The following is a 20,485-nucleotide window of genomic DNA, read 5'->3' as shown; positions in this document are numbered from 1 at the left end:
CGGGCCAGCTACCCGAGCGCCCCAAGGGGGTCATTTTTGGATGCCGATAGGGGGTCAAGATTGCCTGCCGATTGACAGTATGGATGCTCGGTCAAGCTCGCATGACCCATAGTGGCGCAAGTTAGGCGCAGCATTCCCGAAAGGCCTGATGCGGAAGGTTAGACGGATAACTGATGAAGCTCGGATCGGTTCTGATCAGTCGGAAGCGCAGGCAGTAATCTACGGATTGTGCTTTTGGGATACTCCCGCAGCGCAGCGCAGCGGATCGAAACGAATGGTCGCAGGGTTAGTTGCGGAAACGGCCCTGAGCCGCCCTTGAGCGCACAGAGTGGATGCTGCGGGCGCAGCCCGCATTCCGGACCTTCGTGCGGCTCCAAAAACCCAACGCTGGCAAGCTAGGACCTCCGGTGCGAGCGATGCCCGTATTCTAGTTTATTGATCATGGCAATTCAGAAAGAATTCTCTCTAGCGCGCTTTGATTTCCGATCCCGAGTGTCGGCAGGACGGCCTGCAAAATATTGACGACGTTTCGTTCGTTTGAGGCCTGATCGTCTTTCATCACGGCTGTAATGGTTTCCTGATGAAGCGCTGGCCTGTTTAGCAGAAAACGTTGCCGCTCCCAGATGAACGTCCACCTATCCTTTATCCATGGTCGCAATGCCTCTGCCACCAGGCCGTATTTCCCCGTCTGTTGAGCAATTTGGAGAGACTTGAACGCAACCTCCAACACTTGTCGCGGGGAGCCACTTGGTACCTCAGGCGTTCCTTGGGTGCAGGCGAGTAATAGACCGGCAAAGTCTGTGTAGAAGTCTTCGACCGGTCCTTCGCTTTGCAGGCGATCCAATAATTGCGGTCGAATAGAGAAGCCGCTCGCACCGATTAACTCAGTGAGCAGTACAGCAACAGACTCACAATCACTCTTAAAGATGCTAACGGCGACAAACGTAAGAACAAACTGCTCAGTCAGGTCCCTTAGATCTTTTTGTTGCTCCTCGCTAGGCGTCGGAAAATTACCATATGTCACGTTCTTGATGTCCAACCCACCGGTCTGACCGCCGCTAGCTTTTGCAAACGCAAAATACGCTATTGTTTCCCGCAAGGAAGTTACAAAAAGCTTTGCGTCAGACCGAGACAGGGCTTTGTGCATCTTGGCCGAACCCAGCAGAAGCTGCCCCTCAAGAACAGGACCTTTCGGCAGGAAGTGATCTAAATTTTCAGTAATTCCAGCATCAAGAACCAAATGGTTCTCGACTGTCGCCAGCATGTACCATGCCATGTCAATTGGGGTGATGTAGCGCTCGCCAATCTCGGAATGAGGTTCAGGATTACTTACGCAACCAGGATAAATTTTTGTCTCTTCGCCGTCTTCGAGAAGACGCTTCTCGCCAGTGGCTTCTTGATCAAGCCAGAGTAGAACGTGTCGAACGACTGCGTGGCAATGTGCTGTACGCAGTGTTTCATCGGGCTTGAAATGGTTTAGCTCACCCAGAACTGCAACGAAGTCCTGCAAGCAGGTAACCCTATCGCCGACATGCCAACTTGCGAGCGCGGCATCAGCCAACAACCCGACTCTCATGGCTGCCATGTCTGGCAGGTTAGATTTCTTCGCAGCGTCGCTTCCGTAGGAGTAATAACGGCGGGCCAACTTGAAATCGCCTTGCTTTTCGGCGCTGATCGCTGCGTCCCTTCCCAAGAACGCCTTTTCGACCTGGCTTAGAGGTGCATCTCCCTCAATCAGTTTTTTCGAAAGCTCAAGGTTCCCCTCGTGGTCGTCTGAGCGATAAAGGACTTTTGCTTTTGCCCGTACCAATTCAGAATTTGTTTGACCATGTTTCGTCAAGCCGTCGTCGAGAACCGAGAGTGCCCCGTCTTTGTCGTTGCCGTACTCGTCTAGAATTATGGCCTGAAACTTCCTGCAACAAACGGCAAGTTCAGCCTGTCCCCAACTTGTCGCATATTCTTCGAGGCGAGCAAAAATTGGAACATGAGTTGATGCATCGATAGTGTCGGCATCGTGCTCGCGTAGCCAAGCGCTATTCACGAGCATATCGATTTCAAAATCATCGTGATGAAACGCAAGTAGTAGCTTTTCACGCAGTGCTGGCGGACTGCGATCAAGATAGTCGAAAACAGCTAGCAGGTCGTGAATTTTCGATATTTTGTTCGATTGGTTTAGAAACATGAAAGCTATAGCTTCGACGCCATCAGACCCCGGTATAGCCATCTGTTCGACCATGTCAGAAGGAAGTGAACTGTCTTCATTATCCAAAATCTTGTTGAGCTTCGAGATAATGTCTAGGAAGCCAACGCCTAACCCCGCTTTTGAAGTTTGAAGCAAGATTTTTGAGTATACCAACATACTCATAGAGGTTCTTATAGATGGTTCCTCAACCTCCAAGGCCTCTCGTTCAAAACATATCAATGCGTCGGAAAATTGTTGGCCACGATCACTTTCTTGATTCAGTAGGATGAGTTGAGCACCGCGGAACATTTGGTTGATTGCCGGTTCTGACGGATACGCGCTGGTATCTGTCCTGAACAACGTAAACATAGACATGTGTGGTGCAATAATTTCCAACTCATCATGCTCAGCACCAAAGATGGCCATACATATTTTTACGATCACTGCTGTGTTCTGGCTGCTCCAAGCGGCAAGCAGGGCGGCGTTCATGTCGCTTACGTCGAGACTCCGGCCTTTCGTTAGTGAAACGGCAACGGCGCTCTGGATGGTCTCTTTGTCTTCGTTGGATAGCGTCTTTGACGCATAATTTGACAATAATGGTGATAGGTGGAAACGGTCACCTTCTTGTTGGTCAACCCACGATCCGATCAGGCTATCCAACACAATCCCGGCGTCAGTTATGCTTGGTGAAATCTTCGCGAGATCAATCGCAAGTTCTCGTTTAAAGGCCCCCGTTTTAAGAGATAAACGTTCGATGAGGCGACGACTGGATTCTGACAATTCATCAAGAAGGCGTTCGCGAGTCCGCCTTCTTACGTCGTCGACTTCGGGTGATCCTACTAACATGGCGTTGAGCGTCTTAAACTCTTCAGGGTTCCAGCCTGCACCACTGAGACTCTGGATCGCAGCAATTGCTAGTTGAGGATGCCCGCCGCCAGAGATCAAATGGACATAATTCGCCCAGTAAGTTTCCTTTACCCCGAGTTTTTCTAGAATTTCGCCGATGTCTTCCTCGGAGAATTCAGCAATTTTCAAAACAGCTTTCGGCGGTAGGTCAGCAGTAAACAAGAAGTCTGACGGTGGAGCGTTTGGTGCGGTGCAAACTGTAAGAACGTCCAAGCGGTCGGCCGAGTGGAGCAAGTAGTGCAAGCTATCGGATACATTGGGGTCTAGTTTACACTCAAGGTCGTCGAGCAATATCCCCTGAATATCATAGTCGTGCATTGCAGCCGCTGCTTCTGACAAAATTGGCGCGACTTGTTCACTATTCAAACCCTTCAGGTTGATGCTTGCCCAATTGCCTCCAGTGCGTAGTGCCGCTACCCGCGCCGCTACGGTCTTTCCCATACCAGCAGCACCCGAAACCCAGCTCATGCCATAGTGCTCTAAGCTTCGGGCGATATCATCTATTTCGCTTTTTCTTGATGCCAATGCTCGAGGCAACGGTACTTCGGAGACTGGTTTAGGTGTCGCGAAGCGTGTGTTCGAGAGTTCTGAACCAGACGGCACCGCTGCCGAAATCGCTCTGGTCATCAAACGGCTTTGTTCCTCGAAATCTGCACGGTTCAGGACGAGTTGGGTTGCGCGTTCGAGAAGTTCTTCTAGACCGTTCCGGTCGATTACACGCTCGTCGCGGTTCTTGGTTGTTGCTAAACGAAGAAGTGAGAGAACCATGCTTGCTGTACAGCTAGCCGCCTGAGAGTGTACTCCTCCACGCTCCATCACTAGTTTAGAAACTCTTGAATTGAGCTGTTTCGCAAGAAACCGAGAATCTGGCGCGCCACAATCAAAATGAATCTTCTTTAAAAACTGATTCCTGAGCTCAGAATCATCGAGTTTTTTTACAAAGTCTTTTGTGGCTTTGGAAAGTTTGGAATCGCCCAATACTGTCCGAAATTCCGATAGGTCACCTGTCTTCGCGAGACTTCGCCACGCAGTCAGAGTAGGAACGTCATTCACTCTATGTGCTGACTTTTGTTCTTTGCCAATTGTTGATGTCGTCAGATGGCGTAAAGAAATATCCAAGTTGGGATTTCTCTCCTTGAGCTGAACGTAGCTGTCGATAGATGCGACCACGTCATCTGAGTTTATTGTAATACGCCCTGCGGTTTCTTTGACTTGAACCGCCTCAAGTGCATTTGCAGCAGCCACAGAATAGTCTTCTGCGATCTCCAAGAACAGAAAGCCATCTTCTCCCAGCTCTGTCCATGCCAGAGCCGATTGATATATTTGATAAACATAGCCACGCAGGGAATCGATGGCTTCTCTAGTCGTATCCCCAACGGGAAAACTTTCTGGGGGCATCTTCTGCTCAACTCAAATACTTTTGCCGGTCACAGGGTGCATCGTCACAGGTATGTTCGCAAGGGTTGACCGGCGATTGAAATCACGGCGCAGCCTAAAAAGAGTGTCCGCTAGCTGGTCTCAGACTGAGGCGCGCGGCGGCGCAGCGAATTTCCGCTTCCCGCCCGCCCTGACTGTTATTTACGCACGGTACGGACTATTACTCGGAACCGTAGCAATTGCTGGGGCCCTGCTCGAAGCTAGCGCCCAAAGGCACCGGTCAGCACGTCTTACAGCAAGCAGCTTTCCCTTGTCACAGCCTCGCAGGTGCGACACTACAGTGTAACACACGAAGACACGCACACTTATTTACTTAAACTTCTCAATGGCTTGAATTCTTGGTGGAGTGCCCCCTAGGCTCCACCATTTCCTTCACGACCAAAAATTTAGAGACGCTTGAGACGGGTGTGCCACACAGGTGAGGCACGGCGTTGCATTTCGACTCACGCCTGTCGCGCTCGTGGCACGGTATGTTCCACTTCCGTTGGACGGTACCTTCGCAAGCAGACACCCTGCAAAACGGCCGCCGTATTCCGGCAAGTTGCTTGGTCGGCTGGGGAGTGAGGCTGGAACGCCGCGCGACCAGCGCCTCAACCGCTAGCGGCGGCTTGCTGATCTGGCGGCGGGTCCTGTCCAGGCCGGGCACGCAGACCGCAGGACAGGTCTGGGGCGGGCAAACAGCGGCGCGGTCGTCGGGCGGAGTGCACAGCCGAGTCGGCTGAGGCCCTGCCATCCATTGGCCTTCACGCCCTGAACCTCAGGTTCGCGGTGAACCGATCCCTGTCAAAGGCAGCGATCCGGGCCTGTGTCGGCTGTCATGCCGGGTTGCGGCCATCCCGGCCGCAGGGGCCGGGACAGCGTCAGCGTGGGGCAGCTTCAGCCCGCGATCATCTCGGACTGGCGCACGATCACTTCGGCCTGTTTGATGCTGGCGATATCCACCAGGCGCCCCTTGTAGACCGTGGCGCCCTCTCCTTTGGCTTTGGCGGCATCCATGGCGGCGAGGATCTCGCGGGCTTCGGATACGGCTGCCTCCGAGGGGGTGAAGATTTCGTTTGCCAGTGTCACCTGCTTGGGGTGGATCGCCCATTTGCCGACCATGCCCAGCGTCGCCGACCGCAAGGCTTGCGCGCGGAAGCCTTCGTCGTCCGAAAAGTCGCCAAAGGGTCCGTCCACCGGCAACACGCCGTGGGTGCGGCAGGCGGCGACGATGGCGGCCTGGGCCCAGTGCCAGGGGTCAGACCAGAATTTTGCGCCTTCGCGCGCCATGTAGTAGTTTTCCTGCGTGCCGCCGATGCCGGTGGTGGCCATCCCCATGGAGGCGGCAAAATCCGCGGCGCCAAGGCTCATCGCCTGCAGGCGCGGGCTGGCTGCGGCAATCTCTTCGACATGGGAAATGCCGGCGGCGGATTCGATGATCACCTCGAAGGCCAGCGTCTTGGTGCGCCCCTTGGCGCGCTCGATCGCGGTGACAAGGGCGTCGACGGCATAGAGATCAGCGGCGCAGCCGACCTTGGGGATCATGATCTGGTCGAGCCGTTCGGGTGCCTGTTCCATAAGGTCCACCACGTCGCGGTACCAATACGGTGTGTCCAGGCCGTTGATCCGCACGCTCAGCGTCTTGGTGCCCCAGTCGATGTCACCGATGGCCTGGATCACGTTGGCGCGGGCGCTGTCCTTGTCGCTGGGCGCCACCGAATCCTCGAGATCAAGGTTGATGACATCCGCGGCGCTGGCTGCCATCTTCTCGAAGATCGCCGGGCGTGAACCCGGGCCGAACAGCTGGCAGCGGTTTGGCCGGGCGACGGGGGCAGGCTGAATGCGGAAGGACATGTCTCGTCTCCTTGAAAGGATGTTTCGTATTCCGTTGCATACCGGTTATTAAATTACGCAAAGGGTCGCAAGTGGAATTTGCAAGTGCAGCATTGCGCTGCGGCGCGGCATCGTGACGGGCGGCCGCTTGCACGTTTCTTCGGCAACACGGCCCGATTGCGAAGGGATCTTGCGGAGGTCTCTGGAAATGCCACGCAAAAGCAACTTAGTTGCGCGCAAAGACGGCTAGCGTGCCGCAAATCCTTACCTCCGGGAGACGACCATGATCGAGACGCCATATCTTCTGTTTCTGGGCGACGCGCCTGACGGCCTGTCAGCCAAGGTGGCCCAGGGGATCAAGGACTGGCGGCCCGAAAACTGCGTGGGTCAACTGCGCATGGACGGTTGCCGGGCCGACATGAAGCTGACCGACATGACCCTGGCCGAGGCCAGGGCGGCGGGCGCCAGGACCCTGGTGATTGGCGTGGCGAATCGGGGCGGGGTCATTTCCCCGGCCTGGAAACAGGTGCTGCTGGACGCGCTTGAGGCCGGGTTCGACATCGCGTCAGGCCTGCACAACCTGCTGCGCAACGAGGCGGATCTGGTGGCCAGGGCCGCGACGCTGGGCCGGGCACTGCACGACGTGCGCATCCCTTCGGTGGCCTATCCGATTGCAAATGGCGAAAAACGCAGCGGCAAACGGGTGCTGGCGGTGGGCACCGACTGTTCGGTCGGCAAGATGTACACCGCGCTGGCGCTGGACCGGGACATGCGCAAGGCCGGGATGAAGTCGACATTCCGCGCCACCGGCCAGACCGGTATCCTGATCACCGGCGACGGTGTGCCGCTGGATGCGGTGATCGCGGATTTCATGGCCGGCGCGATCGAATGGCTGACGCCCGACAACGATGCCGATCACTGGGACATCATCGAGGGGCAGGGATCGCTGTTTCATGTTTCGTTTTCCGGGGTGACGCTGGCGCTGATTCACGGCGGTCAGCCCGATGCGCTGATCCTGTGCCACGAGCCGACGCGCACCCACATGCGCGGGCTGCCGGGTTATGACCTGCCGACACTGGAGGCGGTGCGCGACCTGTCGTTGCAACTGGCCCGGGTGGCAAACCCGGCGTGTCAGGTGGCAGGGGTTTCGATCAACACCCAGCACCTGCCCGAGGCCGAGGCCTCGGCCTATCTGACCGAGGTCGAGGCGCGGCTGGGCCTGCCGGCGGTGGATCCCTATCGCCACGGTGCCGAGCGTCTGGTCGCGGCGCTGGCGGCGCTGTGAGCCCCGGGGCCGGTCGTGGCCCGGATCCGTGACCCCGCGCGTTCGGTTCGCAAACTGCGGAGCCTGTGCGGGGTCGGGTGTCGAAGATGAGTATTTGGAAAGAGAAGAAGGGGTAGGCACGTGCAGATAGAGGTGACGCGGGACGTTTTCAGTCTGGCGGAGGTTTTCACCATCAGCCGCGGGTCGCGGACCGAGGCCAGGGTCCTGACCGTGCGCCTCACCGCGGGCGGGGTGACCGGCCGGGGCGAATGTGTGCCCTATGCGCGGTATGGCGAGACGCTCGAGTCGGTCCGTGACCAGATTGCCGGGCTGCCGTCGGATCTGACGCGGCAGGGGCTGCATGAGCTGTTGCCTGCCGGTGCGGCGCGCAATGCGGTGGATTGCGCGCTTTGGGATCTCGAGGCCAAGCAGGCGGGCCGACGGGTCTGGGAGCTGGCCGGACTGGCCGCCCCGGGGCCGGAGATCACCGCCTACACCCTGTCGCTGGACACCCCCGACAAGATGCGCGCGCAGGCGGCGAAACATGCGTTTCGTCCGCTGCTGAAGATCAAGCTTGGCACCGCCGACGACATGCCGCGGCTGGAAGCGGTGCGCGCCGGTGCGCCCAGATCCCGCATCATCGTCGATGCAAACGAGGGCTGGTCGGCCGAAATTTACGCCGATCTCGCGCCGCACCTGGTCCGGCTGGGGGTTGCGCTGGTGGAACAGCCGCTGCCTGCGGCGGCGGATGCGGCGCTGATCGGCATGGCGCGGCCGGTGCCGGTCTGTGCCGATGAGTCCTGCCATGACCGCGCCAGCCTTGCGCATCTCGAAGGCAAATATGACGTGGTGAACATCAAGCTCGACAAGACCGGCGGATTGACCGAGGCGCTGGCGCTGCGGGCGGCGGCACGCGCGCAGGGCTACCGGGTCATGGTCGGCTGCATGGTCGGCTCGTCGCTGGCAATGGCGCCGGCAACGCTTGTCGCGCAGGGCGCTTTCGTGACGGATCTTGACGGCCCGCTGCTGTTGGCCGAAGACCGTCCCGAACCGCTGCTCTTTGACGACAAGGGCGTGCACCCGCCCACCGCAGCCCTCTGGGGCTGAGAATGCCAGACCACGAAGGATTCCACGCCATGACCCGCACCGTCTATGTGAACGGAGACTACCTGCCCGAGACCGAGGCCCGGATTTCGATTTTTGACCGCGCCTTTCTGATGGCCGATGGTGTCTATGAGGTCACCAGTGTGCTTGACGGCAAGCTGATCGACTTTGCCGGTCACGCCGTCCGCCTGCAGCGCTCGTTGGCCGAGCTGGAGATGCGGGCGCCCTGCACCATGGATGAACTGCTCGAGATTCACCGCGAACTGGTGCGTGAAAACGGCATCAACGAGGGGCTGGTCTATCTGCAGATCACCCGTGGCGCGCCCGGGGACCGGGATTTTGCCTTTCCCGACCCCGAGACGACCGAACCGACCATTGTGCTGTTCACCCAGAACAAGCCCGGATTGGCGGCCAGCCCGATGGCCGAGACCGGCATGAAGATCATCAGCATCGAGGATCAGCGCTGGGGCCGCCGCGACATCAAGACGGTGCAGCTGCTTTATCCCTCGATGGGCAAGATGATGGCGAAAAAGGCCGGGGCCGACGATGCCTGGATGGTCGAGGATGGCTTTGTCACCGAAGGCACCAGCAACAACGCCTATATCGTCAAGGGCAACCGCATCATCACCCGGGCCCTGTCCACCGACATCCTGCACGGCATCACCCGCGCCGCCGTGCTGCGTTTTGCCGCCGAGGCACAGATGGAAGTGGAAGAGCGCAACTTTTCCGTTGCCGAAGCGCAGGCGGCGGACGAGGCGTTCATCACCTCGGCGAGCTCGTTCGTGATGCCGGTGGTCGAGATCGACGGTGTTGTGCTGGGGCGTGGCACGCCGGGCGAGCGCACCAGGCGGCTGCGGGAAATCTATCTCGAAGAAAGCCGGAAGACAGCGGTCTGAGAGTCGAGCCCCCCTGCCGGAACGCGAGGGGGCGCACCGGCGCTAGCCTGAAAGCGGCAGGCCCAGTTCGATCCAGATCGGGCGGTGGTCGCTGGGCCGGTCCTCGCGCTTGCCGTTCATCCGCAGGGTCTCGGCATCAAAGGCGGGGTGCGCGATGCCGCCGTCCCGCACTTCGGGAGCCAGGGCGGGTGAAATCACGAAGTGATCCAGCAGCAGCGGCCGGTCCAGTACGCCATCGACAAAATCGTCGAACCGCGCGGTGAACAGGGCCGCCGCCGACACCCGCGACAGGAACCCGTGGGTATAGATCAGATCCGGGTAGAACGTGCTGCCCAGCAGGATGTCGGTGACATTGTGCGTGAGGTAGGAGCGTTCGAAAAAGTCCTGCCCCGGCCCGTCGTTGAAATCCCCGGTCACGACAACACGGGCACCGCTGTCTTCGGCGACCAGCGCATCCAGATAGCTGCGCAGCCGGAAAGCCTCGGCCGAGATCCGGCGTCGTGCCAGCATGGCGTCGGCGATGAATTCGGGCCGGGTCGCCGGATTGTCGAACAGCTGCCGGCCGCGGTGCACATATTTTGACTTGGTGTGCAGAACCACGATCCGTACCGGCTGCCCGGCGACCGGATCGGCGCTGATCACCAGCGGCGCGCGGGTGAACTCGTAACTCTCCAGCAGCAGATCGCCGTTCACATCCGCCAGCCAGACGTCGCGCAGCGCTTCGGTCAGCGGGTCGGTGGACAGCCCGAAACTTTCGCACAACCCGCCGACCCGGCGCAGGGCGAACAGCTTTTGCGCTCCGCCGTCGTTGCCCATGATCATCTCGAATTCGGGTCCGCCGTCCGCGGCAAGCAGCTCCAGAAACAGCGCCATCTCGGCGCGCGCGCTGGGCCCCTCCTGGAGAGTCAGCAGATCCGGGTTCAGGGCGCGGATCACCCGTGCGACCCGCCCGGCGGTCTGTCGCGCCGCAGGCGCACTCAGCGCATTGCTGCCCCAGACGGGCAGATCATTGCCCGAAAACCAGTTGTTCATCCATTCGATGTTCCAGTTCACGATTTTCATACGGCAGGCCCCTTGGCAGCTATGGACAGCGGGTCAATGACGCCATCGTACAACCAATTCGCCCACAGGTTGCATGACCTTTTCTGATCGTATCGCGCGCCAACCATCGCGGGACAGGGCTGGCGGCTGCGTGATTGACTGGAGCGCGCATCACGGCCGCGTGGGGGTCGCGACGCCGGTCGAATGCCCGGACAGAACCGCGGACTGCGCCGAACCGGCGCGCCCGGTTTTCAGTCCGTCTTGCCGACGTTCTTTGCAAAGGCGGTTTCAAAGGCCGCCTGCTTGTCATCCGACGCCTCGGTCTGGTGCCGGGATTTCCACTCTGCCATCGTCATGCCGTAGAAAAGCTCGCGGCTTGTGTCCTTGTCCATCTCGATGCCGCGTTCGTTGGCCGCTTCCTGATACCAGCGGGACAGGCAGTTGCGGCAGAATCCTGTCAGGTTCATCATGTCGATATTCTGCACGTCGGGGCGGTCCTGCATCAGGTGCTGGCGCAGGCGGCGGAAGGCTGCGGCCTCCAGTTCGATACGGGTCTGGTCATCCATGTCGTTCTCTCCCTTGGACATCATGGTTCTGCACGTTTCAGCGCCTCTGCGAGCAGTGGCGCGAGCCGGGCGCCCCAGGCGGCCTGCGAGTCCGGCGTTGTGATCAGGTCGTTGCGCAGTTCGATCAGCGTGTTCTGCCGCCCGTGTTTCAGCCCGTGCCGGTCAACCGCGTCGCCGGGCAGGTGGCCGGGATAGGGCTGATTGCGTCCCACCGCAAGATCCGGCTCTGCATCGAGCAGTGCGATCAGCGGGTCCGACAGGCGCCGGTCCCAGGCATGCAGAATGCCGATGTGCCAGGGCCGCTCGGGCCGACCACGCAACTGTCGGGTAAATGTGTGCACCGCCACGATCACGGTGTCGTCTCGCCGCGCGGCCAGAGACTCGAGCGCGGCGTGGTAGGGGCGGTGACAGGCGGCGAGGCGCCGTTCCCTTTCTGCCGCGTCGGCGTGGCGGTTGGCGGGAATCACCGACCCGTCATAGAGCCGCATCAGCAGTGTCGGATCATCCTCGCCGCGGTTCGGATCAATCACCAGCCGCGAGAAGTTGGACAGGATCACCGGCGCCCCCAGGGCGGCCCCCAGCGCGCGCGCAACCCCGGCCGCCCCGATATCATAGGCGATGTGACGTGCCATATCTTCGGGCGGAAGGCCCAGAGATGCGCCTATTGCAGGCGGCACGGTGTTTGCCGCATGGTCGCAGGTGATCAGCCAGCGGCTGTTTCGCTCGGCGCCGTCTATATGATATGGGGTGTAGGTCATGGCGGTGTCATCTCTTTGGCGCATGACATAGAGGAGTTGCGCGAGATTGGGAAATACGCAATAAGGCTGATGATTTGTTAGCGGTAACGACGACCAGACGGACGTCGCAGGAGCAAGGGCTTCGAAAGACCGCCAGAATTCCGAACGGGACAGTGAACATGAGACGTCTGCGCAATGTAAAGATCGTGGCCACGCTTGGGCCGGCATCCTCCGATTACGAGATGATCCGCAAGCTGCACGAGGCCGGGGCGGATGTGTTCCGTCTGAACATGAGCCACGGGAGCCATGACGAAATTCGCGAGCGTCACGCGATCATCCGTCAGGTCGAAGTGGATCTGAACAGCCCGATCGGCATTCTGGCTGACCTTCAGGGACCGAAACTGCGGGTTGGTGTCTTTGCCAACGGCGAGGAAGAACTGGTCGCGGACGCCGATTTCCGGCTTGACCTCGACAAGACCGAGGGCGACGCCAAGCGGGTGAACCTGCCGCACCCGGAAATTTTCCAAGCTCTCGAGCCCGGTGCGCATCTGCTGGTGAACGACGGCAAGATCCGCCTCAAGGTCAAGGAGTGCGGCGCCGACTTTGCCGATTGCACCGTGATCATTGGGGGCACGATTTCCAACCGTAAGGGCGTGAACGTGCCCGACGTGGTGCTGCCGCTTGCCGCCCTGTCGGACAAGGACCGCAAGGATCTGGAGTTTGTCTGCCAGCTCGGAGTCGACTGGCTCGCCCTCAGCTTCGTGCAGCGTCCCGAGGATGTTCTTGAGGCGCGCGAACTGTGTCGCGGACGTGCTGCGATCCTGTCCAAGATCGAAAAGCCGGCCGGCGTCAAAGCCTTCAACGAGATACTCGAGGTGTCCGATGGCATCATGGTGGCGCGCGGCGATCTGGGCGTCGAACTGCCGGTGCAGAACGTGCCGCCGATCCAGAAACGTCTGATTCGCAAATGCCGCGCAGCCGCCAAGCCGGTGATCGTTGCGACGCAGATGCTTGAATCGATGATCGAATCGCCGATGCCGACGCGCGCCGAAGTCTCGGACGTGGCCACGGCGATCTACGAGGGCACCGATGCGATCATGTTGTCGGCTGAATCCGCGGCCGGCAGTTATCCGGTCGAAGCGGTACAGACCATGCACAACGTGGCGATGGAGGTCGAGAACGATCCCACCTACCGCGAAGTGATAGATGCCAGTCGCATCGCCAAGCGCGCCTCGATCGCCGATGGCATCGTCGCCGCCGCGCGCGAGATTGCCGAGACGACGGACATCAAGGCGATCTGCTGCTTTACGCAAAGCGGCACCACGGCGCTGCTGGTGGCGCGCGAACGCCCCCGGGTGCCGATCCTGGCCCTGACCTCGTCGCTGTCCACGGCGCGGCGGCTGGCGCTGCTCTGGGGGACCAACACGGTGCAGGTCGGTGTGCTCGAACGCTTCAAGGAAGCGGTTGTCGGCGCCGCGCGCGCGGCGCGTGAAGGCGGCTATGCCACAACCACGGATCAGATCGTGGTCACGGCCGGTGTGCCGTTCAACACTTCGGGCACAACCAATATTCTGCGCGTCGCACCCTGTGACGAGCGGCTCATCTACGCCACCGATCCGGGTTGACCGGAACGCCGGGCAGGGAGAACAGGCACAATGGATCCGGATCTGACCCTCTGCATCGGATTAATTGTGGTTCTGCTGTCGCTGCCCGCGGTGCTGTCAGCCTGGTCCGACAACCGCCCGCCCCGGTCCGCCGCACTGGCGCTGGTGATCGGCGGCGGTCTGGTGGTCTATGCCATCCGCACCAAACCCGGCGGCTATGCCTGGGAAGACCTGCCGTCCGTGATCTATGGGGTCATCGGTCAGCTGATCGGCTAGCGGCAGGGGCCTCGGGTCGGCAACGCAGGCCCTGCCAGCGGCGGGCCCCGGTTTGATGGTCCCCGGTCCACCCTCGGCAGGCAGTCGAACCGACGGCTGTGAAACCCCTTGCAACACCCCGCGTCCCCGCCTATACGGCGCCCTCAATCCCGTGCGTCCGGCCTACGTGGCATGCCGAGTCGCACGTCCGACCGACCCAGAAGACAAGGAGACGGAAATGCCCAAGATGAAGACCAAGTCGAGCGCCAAAAAGCGCTTCAAGGTGACTGCCACCGGCAAGGTGATGGCAGGCCAGGCCGGCAAGCGGCACGGCATGATCAAACGGACCACCAAGTTCATCCGCGACGCGCGCGGGACGACAGCTCTGTCGGCTCCCGACGCCAAAATCGTCAAGGGCTACATGCCCTACGACCGCTGATAGACCTGCAGATATAAGGAGCCTGGATCATGGCACGAGTCAAAGGTGGGACAGTTACCCACGCCCGTCACAAGAAAATCACCGACCAAGCCAAAGGATACTATGGCCGTCGCAAGAACACCTTCAAGGTGGCCGCACAGGCCGTCGACAAGGCAAACCAGTACGCCACGCGTGACCGTCGCGCCCGCAAGCGGAGCTTCCGCGCGCTGTGGATCCAGCGGATCAACGCCGCCGTGCGGATGTTTGACGAATCGCTGACCTATTCGCGTTTCATCAACGGCCTGGCGCTGGCCGGGATCGAAGTCGACCGCAAGGTTCTCGCAGATCTCGCCGTGCACGAGCCCGAAGCGTTCAACGCCATCGCCGCTCAGGCCAAGGCGGCTCTGCCCGCCTGAGAACGCCTGACAGCGTAAAATTCAAAACGCCGCGTGCATCCGTACGCGGCGTTTTCTTGTGGGTGCGAGGCCGGTGCCGCGGTCCGCTGCCCGGCGAAAGCCAGCCGGTGATCAAGCGGGCGGCAAGCCACGACGAATTCCCGACGGTGCAAGAATTTTCGTAGAAAATTCTCACCAGGAAAATCTTCGGAGGAAGATTTTCCTGGGCGCCGCTAGAGCCGCACCTCGGCGCGCCAGCCAAAGCGTGCCACATCCCCCGCACCCAGGACCAGGCTGAAGGGTCGCTCGGCAATCTGAGGCGATCCGCCGACTTCGGCCGCCATGCCGTGCCAGGGCTCGATACACAGGAACGGTGCGCCCGGCTTGCTCCACAATGCGAGGTTGGGCAAATTGTCGAACCGGAACAGCAGCTGCGCCCCGCCGGCCACTCCATAGCGCAGCCCCGTGCCCGCGCCCCGGGGAAAGACCAGCGCGCCGTCGTCGAACATGCCCGGCGTTATCCCGATCCGCCCCTTGTCAAAGGGAGAGGCTTCGCGGGTTGGTGTCAGCAGACCATCCTCCAGACATGCCCGGTCCGGTTCGGCCCCATTGTCCAGAACCACTTCATGAGGATCGCCCTCACAGCGCGGCAGGGGCCAGCGGAACGCCGGGTGAAAGCCGAAGCCGAAGGGCATGTCGCGTGCGTCGCAATTCCGGACTTCGGCACAGACCTCTACTGCCGCCCCGTCGAGCCGATGGGTCAGGCTGAGGGCAAAGCCAAAGGGATAGACCGCCCGTGTTGCCGCGTTGTCCCGAAGCACATGCCGACACAGGTCCGGGCCGGACTCTTCCAGTTCGAACACCGACCGCCGGGCAAAGCCATGCTGGGCCATGTCAGCCGCAAAATCTCCGACCGCAATGCGGTCCTCCGGCGCACGTCCGACGATGGGAAACAGCACGGGCGCCCGCCCGCTCCAATGCGCGGCATCGCCGTTCCACAACAGTTCCCGTCCGTCCGCCAGGCGAAGGCTCTGCATCTCGGCGCCAAGATCCGCGACTGTCAGGCTGAGGTGAGCGTTTTCAAGTTGCGTGAGGGAAGGGGGCATTGCGCGGTCCTGATCCGGGTTTCCCGGACCCTGCCGTATCCGGTCGCGCAGGACCAGCACCCGCATCCGGAAATCGTGGTCCTCTGGCCTCCTGGCCGAATGGCTGCCCAATGTGTGGGATGCTGGCTGTCAGATGCCCCCGAAGCTTGCAATCCCGGGATGCTGTGCTAGCAGGACGCCAGGACTTCCGGAGGCCCCCATGACCGATCTGCGTGACAAATACATCCAGGCCATTGCGGCTGCTGCCGACGAAAACGTGCTCGAAGACCTGCGGGTGCAGGCCGTTGGCAAAAAGGGCGAGATCAGCCTGCAGATGCGCGAACTGGGGCGCATGACACCCGAGGAACGCCAGACCGCCGGCCCGGCGCTGAACGCGCTCAAGGACGAAATCAACTCGGCCCTTGCCGCCCGCAAGGAAGCGCTCGCCGATGCGGCACTTGACGAACGGCTGCGCGCCGAATGGCTGGACGTGACGTTGCCGGTCCGGGCGCAGCGCACCGGCTCGATCCATCCGATCAGCCAGGTGACCGAAGAGGTCACCGCGATCTTCGCCGATATGGGGTTTGCCGTGGCCGAAGGCCCGCAGGTCGACACCGACTGGTATAATTTCGACGCGCTGAACATTCCCGGCCACCACCCCGCGCGGGCCGAGATGGATACTTTCTACATGCATCGCGCAGCCGAAGACGACCGCCCGCCGCATGTGCTGCGCACCCACACCAGCCCGGTGCAGATCCGTCACATGGAACAGCACGGCGCGCCCTGCCGCATCATTGCCCCGGGCCGCGTTTACCGTGCCGACTATGATCAGACCCACACGCCGATGTTCAACCAGGTCGAGGGTCTCGCCATCGACAAGGACATCTCGATGGCCAACCTGAAATGGGTGCTCGAGGAATTTTTTGCGGCCTTCTTCGAAGTCGACGGCATCAAGACCCGGTTCCGCGCCTCGCATTTCCCCTTCACCGAACCCTCGGCGGAAGTGGACATCCAATGTTCGTGGGTCGACGGGCAGCTGAAAATCGGTGAGGGGGACGGTTGGCTCGAAGTGCTCGGTTCGGGCATGGTCCACCCGCATGTGCTGCGCTCTGCCGGGGTCGATCCCGAGCTGTGGCAGGGTTTTGCGTTCGGCATGGGCATCGACCGCATCGCCATGCTGAAATACGGCATTCCCGATCTGCGGGCGTTCTTTGATTCCGACCTGCGCTGGCTGCGCCACTACGGTTTTGCCGCGCTGGACGTGCCGACGCTGCATGGCGGCCTCAGCCGCTGATCGCCCTGGCGGCGCGGGCCGCGGCGCCACACGACCGCCCGACTCTCAGGCTGCGGGTCGGGCTGCCGGACCGGACGCAGACGGCAGGCGTGGGCCGGTCTGCCCGGGCCCGGCGGCGGGGGTCTGATTGACGGCGCCACGATTGCTCTGTTATCCATCTGGAATGTGTTTTTTCGTTTAGATTGGTGCTTATGTTCCGGACCAAGAATTTCCAGTGACACATCTCAGGCTCATCTACGTGTCCCGCCCGGTCGGGTACAGGCGCGAGACGCTGGACGCCATTCTTGCGACCGCCCGCCACTACAACGAACGCAACGACATCACAGGCGCCCTGATCACCCGCGAGGATATGTATCTGCAACTGCTCGAGGGGCCACCGGCCGCCGTTGACACAACCTATGCGCAGATTGTCAGGGACACCCGCCACGCGGCCGTGCGGACGCTGGTGCACCGACAGACCAGCTGGCGGCTGTTCCCGGACTGGACGATGCGTCAGGCTCCGGCCGCCGACTGGATGTGGAGCCCGGAAGAGATTGCAGCCGGCCGGGCTTACAAGGCGCCGCGTCCCGAGGTCGAGGGGCTGTTTCTGCGGCTCTGGCGCGAAGGGATCAAGGTACCGGCGCGGGGCTTCGCGTTCCTCCGCCGGAGCGATCCATGAGGCTGTTGGACGGCTTGGGCCGCAATTGAACTGGCAACAGGTGTCGGATCCAGGCGCGTTGTGAGGTCGTGACCCATTGATCGCTGTCACCGCCGCCATCTGCTTGTCGACAGGTTCGTTGCCGTGCCTGTTGCGGCAGTGGCAACCGGCGGCGATCCGGCTGATTATCGTCAGAGCGGAGTTCCTCACCGCAAGGCCGCCCCGCGTCCGCTGCGCGACTGGCAGCCGTATCATCCGGGCGCAATCGAGCGTGTGGCGGAACGGGCTCCATGCTGACCGCAGGCGCGGGGTTGTTTTGGCCCGTGGTATCCAACCGGGCGGTTTCCCGGGCGCGCCCTGCTTTGCGACACCGCCCCCTTTCCCCCCGGACCCCGATCCGCTAAGGGATGGCAACACGCAATTAACGGGTTGAGACCGATGAAATTCACCTTTTCCTGGCTCAGGGATCACCTCGACACCACCGCCACGCTGGACGAGATCACCGAGGCGCTGACCGACCTCGGGCTTGAGGTCGAAGGCGTTGAAAACCCGCTGGAAAAACTGTCGGGTTTCACCATCGGCAAAGTGCTCGAGGCGGAAAAACACCCCGATGCGGACAAGCTGAAGGTCTGCCGCGTCGCCATCGACGACGGCGAGACGCAGATCATCTGCGGCGCCCACAACGCCCGGGCCGGGATCACGGTAGTCGTCGCCAAACCCGGCACCTATGTGCCCGGCATCGACACCACCATCGGTGTCGGCAAGATCCGCGGCATCGACAGCTTCGGCATGATGTGCTCCGAGCGCGAGATGGAACTGTCGGACGAACATGACGGCATCATCGAACTGCCCTCGGGCGAGGTCGGCCAAAGCTTTGCCGACTGGCTGGCACAGAACGATCCGTCCAAGGTGGACCCGGTGATCGACATTGCGATCACGCCCAACCGCCCCGACGCGCTGGGTGTGCGCGGTGTTGCACGTGACCTTGCCGCCCGCGGCCTTGGTACGCTGAAGCCGCGTGACATGGATGCCGTGCCGGGCTCCTTTGCCTGCCCGATCGGGGTCAGCATCGACGCCGACACGCTGGACGCCGCCCCGGTGTTCTACGGCCGTGTCATCAAGGGCGTAAAGAACGGCGCCAGCCCGCAGTGGCTGCAGGCGCGTCTGCGTGCCATCGGGCTGCGCCCGATCTCGTTCCTGGTCGATGTGACCAACTTCTTCACCTACGACCGCAACCGGCCGCTGCATGTCTTTGACGCCGACAAGGTGACCGGAAACCTGCGCGTGCACCGCGCTGCGGGGGGCGAGACGATGACTGGTCTGGATGACAAATCCTACACCTTTGCGCCCGACATGACGCTGATTTCCGACGACGCGGGCGTGCAAAGCGTCGCCGGCGTGATGGGCGGCCTGCCCACGGGCGTGACGGCCGACACCACAAATGTGTTCATCGAGGCGGCCTATTTCGACACCGTCCGCACCGCCTACACCGGTCGCGCGCTGAAGATCAATTCCGACGCGCGCTACCGTTTCGAACGCGGCATCGACCCGGCCTGGACCCCGCACGGTCTGGAACACGCCACCCGGATGATCCTGGACGTGGCGGGTGGCGAAGCCTCCGAAGTCGTGGTGGCGGGGACCATCCCGGACACGTCGCGCGCCTACCGTCTGAATCCTGCGCGGGTGATCTCGCTGGTCGGCATGGACATCCCCGAAGCACAGCAACGCGAGACCTTGACGCGGCTTGGCTTTGAGCTGAATGGCGACATGGCGGCAGTGCCAAGCTGGCGCCCCGACGTGCTGGGCGAGGCTGACCTGGTCGAAGAGGTTGCGCGCATCGCCTCGCTTACCAGGTTGCAGGGCAAGCCGCTGCCACGGGTACAGGCAGGGGTGCCGAAACCGATTCTGTCGCCGTTGCAAAAGCGCGAACAGGCCGGACGGCGCACCACTGCGGCGCTGGGCTACAACGAATGCGTGACCTACAGCTTTATCGACAGGGCTGCCGCCACGCTGTTCGGCGGCGGCGATGACGCAACCATGCTGGCCAACCCGATCAGCGCCGATCTCAGCCATCTGCGTCCGTCACTGCTGCCCGGCCTGTTGCAGGCCGCGGCGCGCAATCAGGCTCGCGGTTTTCCGGATCAGGCGCTGTTCGAAATCGGCGCGACCTTTTCCGGCGGCGAGCCCGGGGAGCAACGGTTGCAGATCTCGGGTCTGCTGATCGGCCGCACCGGTCCCAAGGATGTTCACGGCGCATCCCGCAGTGTCGATGTGTTCGACGCCAAGGCCGATGCCGAAGCGGTGCTGGCCGCGATGGGCGCGCCCGCCAAGGTGCAGATCCTGCGCGGCGGCGAGGGCTGGTGGCATCCGGGCCGTCATGGCCGTATCTGCCTCGGACCCAAGAAGACCCTTGGCGTATTTGGTGAGGTTCATCCAAAGGTGCTGAAAGCGCTGGACGTCAAAGGCCCTGCCGTCGCCTTTACGATCTGGCCTGCCGAAATTCCGCTGCCGCGCAACAGCGTTTCGACCCGGCCCGCGCTGGCGCTGAACGACCTGCAGGCGGTCGAACGGGACTTTGCCTTTGTCGTCGATGCTGCGATCGAGGCGCAGACCCTCGTCAATGCTGCCGCCGGCGCGGACAAGGTGATGATTGCCGCGGTGCGGGTCTTTGACGAATTCATCGGTGGCGCGCTGGGCGAGGGCAAGAAATCCATCGCCCTGACAGTCCGGCTGCAACCCACCGAGGCGACGCTGAAGGAAAAGGACATCGAGGCGATCTCGTCCAGGATCGTCGAGAAGGTCCAGCAGGCAACTGGCGGCACGCTGCGCGGCTAGAACGGTCGGTCATACCG

General features: G+C 61.4%; 16 protein-coding genes. 10 read left to right on the top strand and 6 right to left on the bottom strand.

Annotation, left to right across the window (positions count from 1 at the left end; translation table 11 throughout):
- Window positions 1–439: 439 nt before the first annotated feature.
- Both FOY53_RS19375 and FOY53_RS19370 read right to left on the bottom strand, forming a co-directional pair.
- Entirely contained in the window at window positions 440–4,486 is a 4,047-nt protein-coding gene (locus FOY53_RS19375) for a hypothetical protein (RefSeq protein ID WP_146591970.1), read from the bottom strand.
- A 915-nt stretch (window positions 4,487–5,401) separates the two neighbouring features.
- Window positions 5,402–6,358 carry an L-malyl-CoA/beta-methylmalyl-CoA lyase gene (locus FOY53_RS19370; RefSeq protein WP_146591968.1) on the bottom strand — a complete coding sequence of 319 codons (957 nt, stop codon included), beginning with the start codon at window positions 6,356–6,358 and terminating at the stop codon, window positions 5,402–5,404.
- Window positions 6,359–6,620: 262 nt separating this feature from the next.
- Here FOY53_RS19370 and dgcN point away from each other — a divergent pair, with 262 nt between their 5' ends.
- From dgcN to FOY53_RS19355, 3 genes are all read left to right on the top strand, one after another.
- A complete protein-coding gene (gene dgcN, locus FOY53_RS19365) occupies window positions 6,621–7,622 on the top strand; it encodes an N-acetyltransferase DgcN (protein WP_146591966.1) in 1,002 nt (333 codons plus the stop codon).
- Window positions 7,623–7,742: 120 nt separating this feature from the next.
- Window positions 7,743–8,708 carry an N-acetyl-D-Glu racemase DgcA gene (dgcA, locus tag FOY53_RS19360; protein ID WP_146591964.1) on the top strand — a complete coding sequence of 322 codons (966 nt, stop codon included), beginning with the start codon at window positions 7,743–7,745 and terminating at the stop codon, window positions 8,706–8,708.
- A gap of 29 nt (window positions 8,709–8,737) precedes the next feature.
- On the top strand, window positions 8,738–9,601 hold the full coding sequence (locus FOY53_RS19355) for a D-amino-acid transaminase (RefSeq protein WP_146591962.1): 864 nt from the start codon (window positions 8,738–8,740) through the stop codon (window positions 9,599–9,601).
- Between the two features lie 42 nt (window positions 9,602–9,643).
- On the opposite strand, the gene FOY53_RS19350 is transcribed toward FOY53_RS19355, so the two are convergent.
- The 3 genes from FOY53_RS19350 to FOY53_RS19340 all read right to left on the bottom strand — a co-directional run bounded on the left by FOY53_RS19350 (window position 9,644) and on the right by FOY53_RS19340 (window position 11,966).
- Window positions 9,644–10,663, bottom strand: a complete 1,020-nt coding sequence (locus FOY53_RS19350; protein WP_146591960.1) for an endonuclease/exonuclease/phosphatase family protein — start codon at window positions 10,661–10,663, stop codon at window positions 9,644–9,646.
- A 230-nt stretch (window positions 10,664–10,893) separates the two neighbouring features.
- Entirely contained in the window at window positions 10,894–11,208 is a 315-nt protein-coding gene (locus FOY53_RS19345) for a DUF1244 domain-containing protein (protein WP_146591958.1), read from the bottom strand.
- Between the two features lie 20 nt (window positions 11,209–11,228).
- A complete protein-coding gene (locus FOY53_RS19340; protein WP_146591956.1) occupies window positions 11,229–11,966 on the bottom strand; it encodes an N-formylglutamate amidohydrolase in 738 nt (245 codons plus the stop codon).
- 158 nt (window positions 11,967–12,124) lie between these two features.
- On the opposite strand from FOY53_RS19340, the gene pyk reads away from it, so the two are divergent.
- From pyk to rplT, 4 genes are all read left to right on the top strand, one after another.
- A complete protein-coding gene (pyk, locus tag FOY53_RS19335) occupies window positions 12,125–13,570 on the top strand; it encodes a pyruvate kinase (RefSeq protein WP_146591954.1) in 1,446 nt (481 codons plus the stop codon).
- A 30-nt stretch (window positions 13,571–13,600) separates the two neighbouring features.
- A complete protein-coding gene (locus tag FOY53_RS19330) occupies window positions 13,601–13,825 on the top strand; it encodes a hypothetical protein (RefSeq protein WP_146591952.1) in 225 nt (74 codons plus the stop codon).
- 217 nt (window positions 13,826–14,042) lie between these two features.
- Window positions 14,043–14,243, top strand: a complete 201-nt coding sequence (gene rpmI / locus FOY53_RS19325; protein WP_146591950.1) for a 50S ribosomal protein L35 — start codon at window positions 14,043–14,045, stop codon at window positions 14,241–14,243.
- Between the two features lie 29 nt (window positions 14,244–14,272).
- Window positions 14,273–14,638 carry a 50S ribosomal protein L20 gene (rplT, locus tag FOY53_RS19320; protein ID WP_146591948.1) on the top strand — a complete coding sequence of 122 codons (366 nt, stop codon included), beginning with the start codon at window positions 14,273–14,275 and terminating at the stop codon, window positions 14,636–14,638.
- A 212-nt stretch (window positions 14,639–14,850) separates the two neighbouring features.
- Here rplT and FOY53_RS19315 read toward each other — a convergent pair whose 3' ends face one another.
- Complete coding sequence (locus FOY53_RS19315) at window positions 14,851–15,723, bottom strand: aldose 1-epimerase family protein (protein ID WP_146591946.1); 873 nt, start codon at window positions 15,721–15,723, stop codon at window positions 14,851–14,853.
- Between the two features lie 199 nt (window positions 15,724–15,922).
- On the opposite strand from FOY53_RS19315, the gene pheS reads away from it, so the two are divergent.
- The 3 genes from pheS to pheT all read left to right on the top strand — a co-directional run bounded on the left by pheS (window position 15,923) and on the right by pheT (window position 20,468).
- The gene (pheS, locus tag FOY53_RS19310) at window positions 15,923–16,996 is read left to right on the top strand and encodes a phenylalanine--tRNA ligase subunit alpha (RefSeq protein ID WP_146591944.1); all 1,074 of its coding nucleotides are present in this window, start codon (window positions 15,923–15,925) and stop codon (window positions 16,994–16,996) included.
- A 214-nt stretch (window positions 16,997–17,210) separates the two neighbouring features.
- Window positions 17,211–17,654, top strand: coding sequence for a BLUF domain-containing protein (locus tag FOY53_RS19305; protein ID WP_186766674.1), 444 nt, complete (start codon window positions 17,211–17,213; stop codon window positions 17,652–17,654).
- Window positions 17,655–18,071: 417 nt separating this feature from the next.
- On the top strand, window positions 18,072–20,468 hold the full coding sequence (gene pheT, locus FOY53_RS19300) for a phenylalanine--tRNA ligase subunit beta (protein WP_146591940.1): 2,397 nt from the start codon (window positions 18,072–18,074) through the stop codon (window positions 20,466–20,468).
- Window positions 20,469–20,485: the final 17 nt, after the last annotated feature.

It is taken from the genome of Puniceibacterium confluentis (assembly GCF_007923445.1).
GTDB classification, from domain to species: domain Bacteria; phylum Pseudomonadota; class Alphaproteobacteria; order Rhodobacterales; family Rhodobacteraceae; genus Puniceibacterium; species Puniceibacterium confluentis.
The sequence above is the reverse complement of the archived record's forward strand: the minus strand, read 5'-3'. Positions and strand labels throughout refer to the sequence as shown.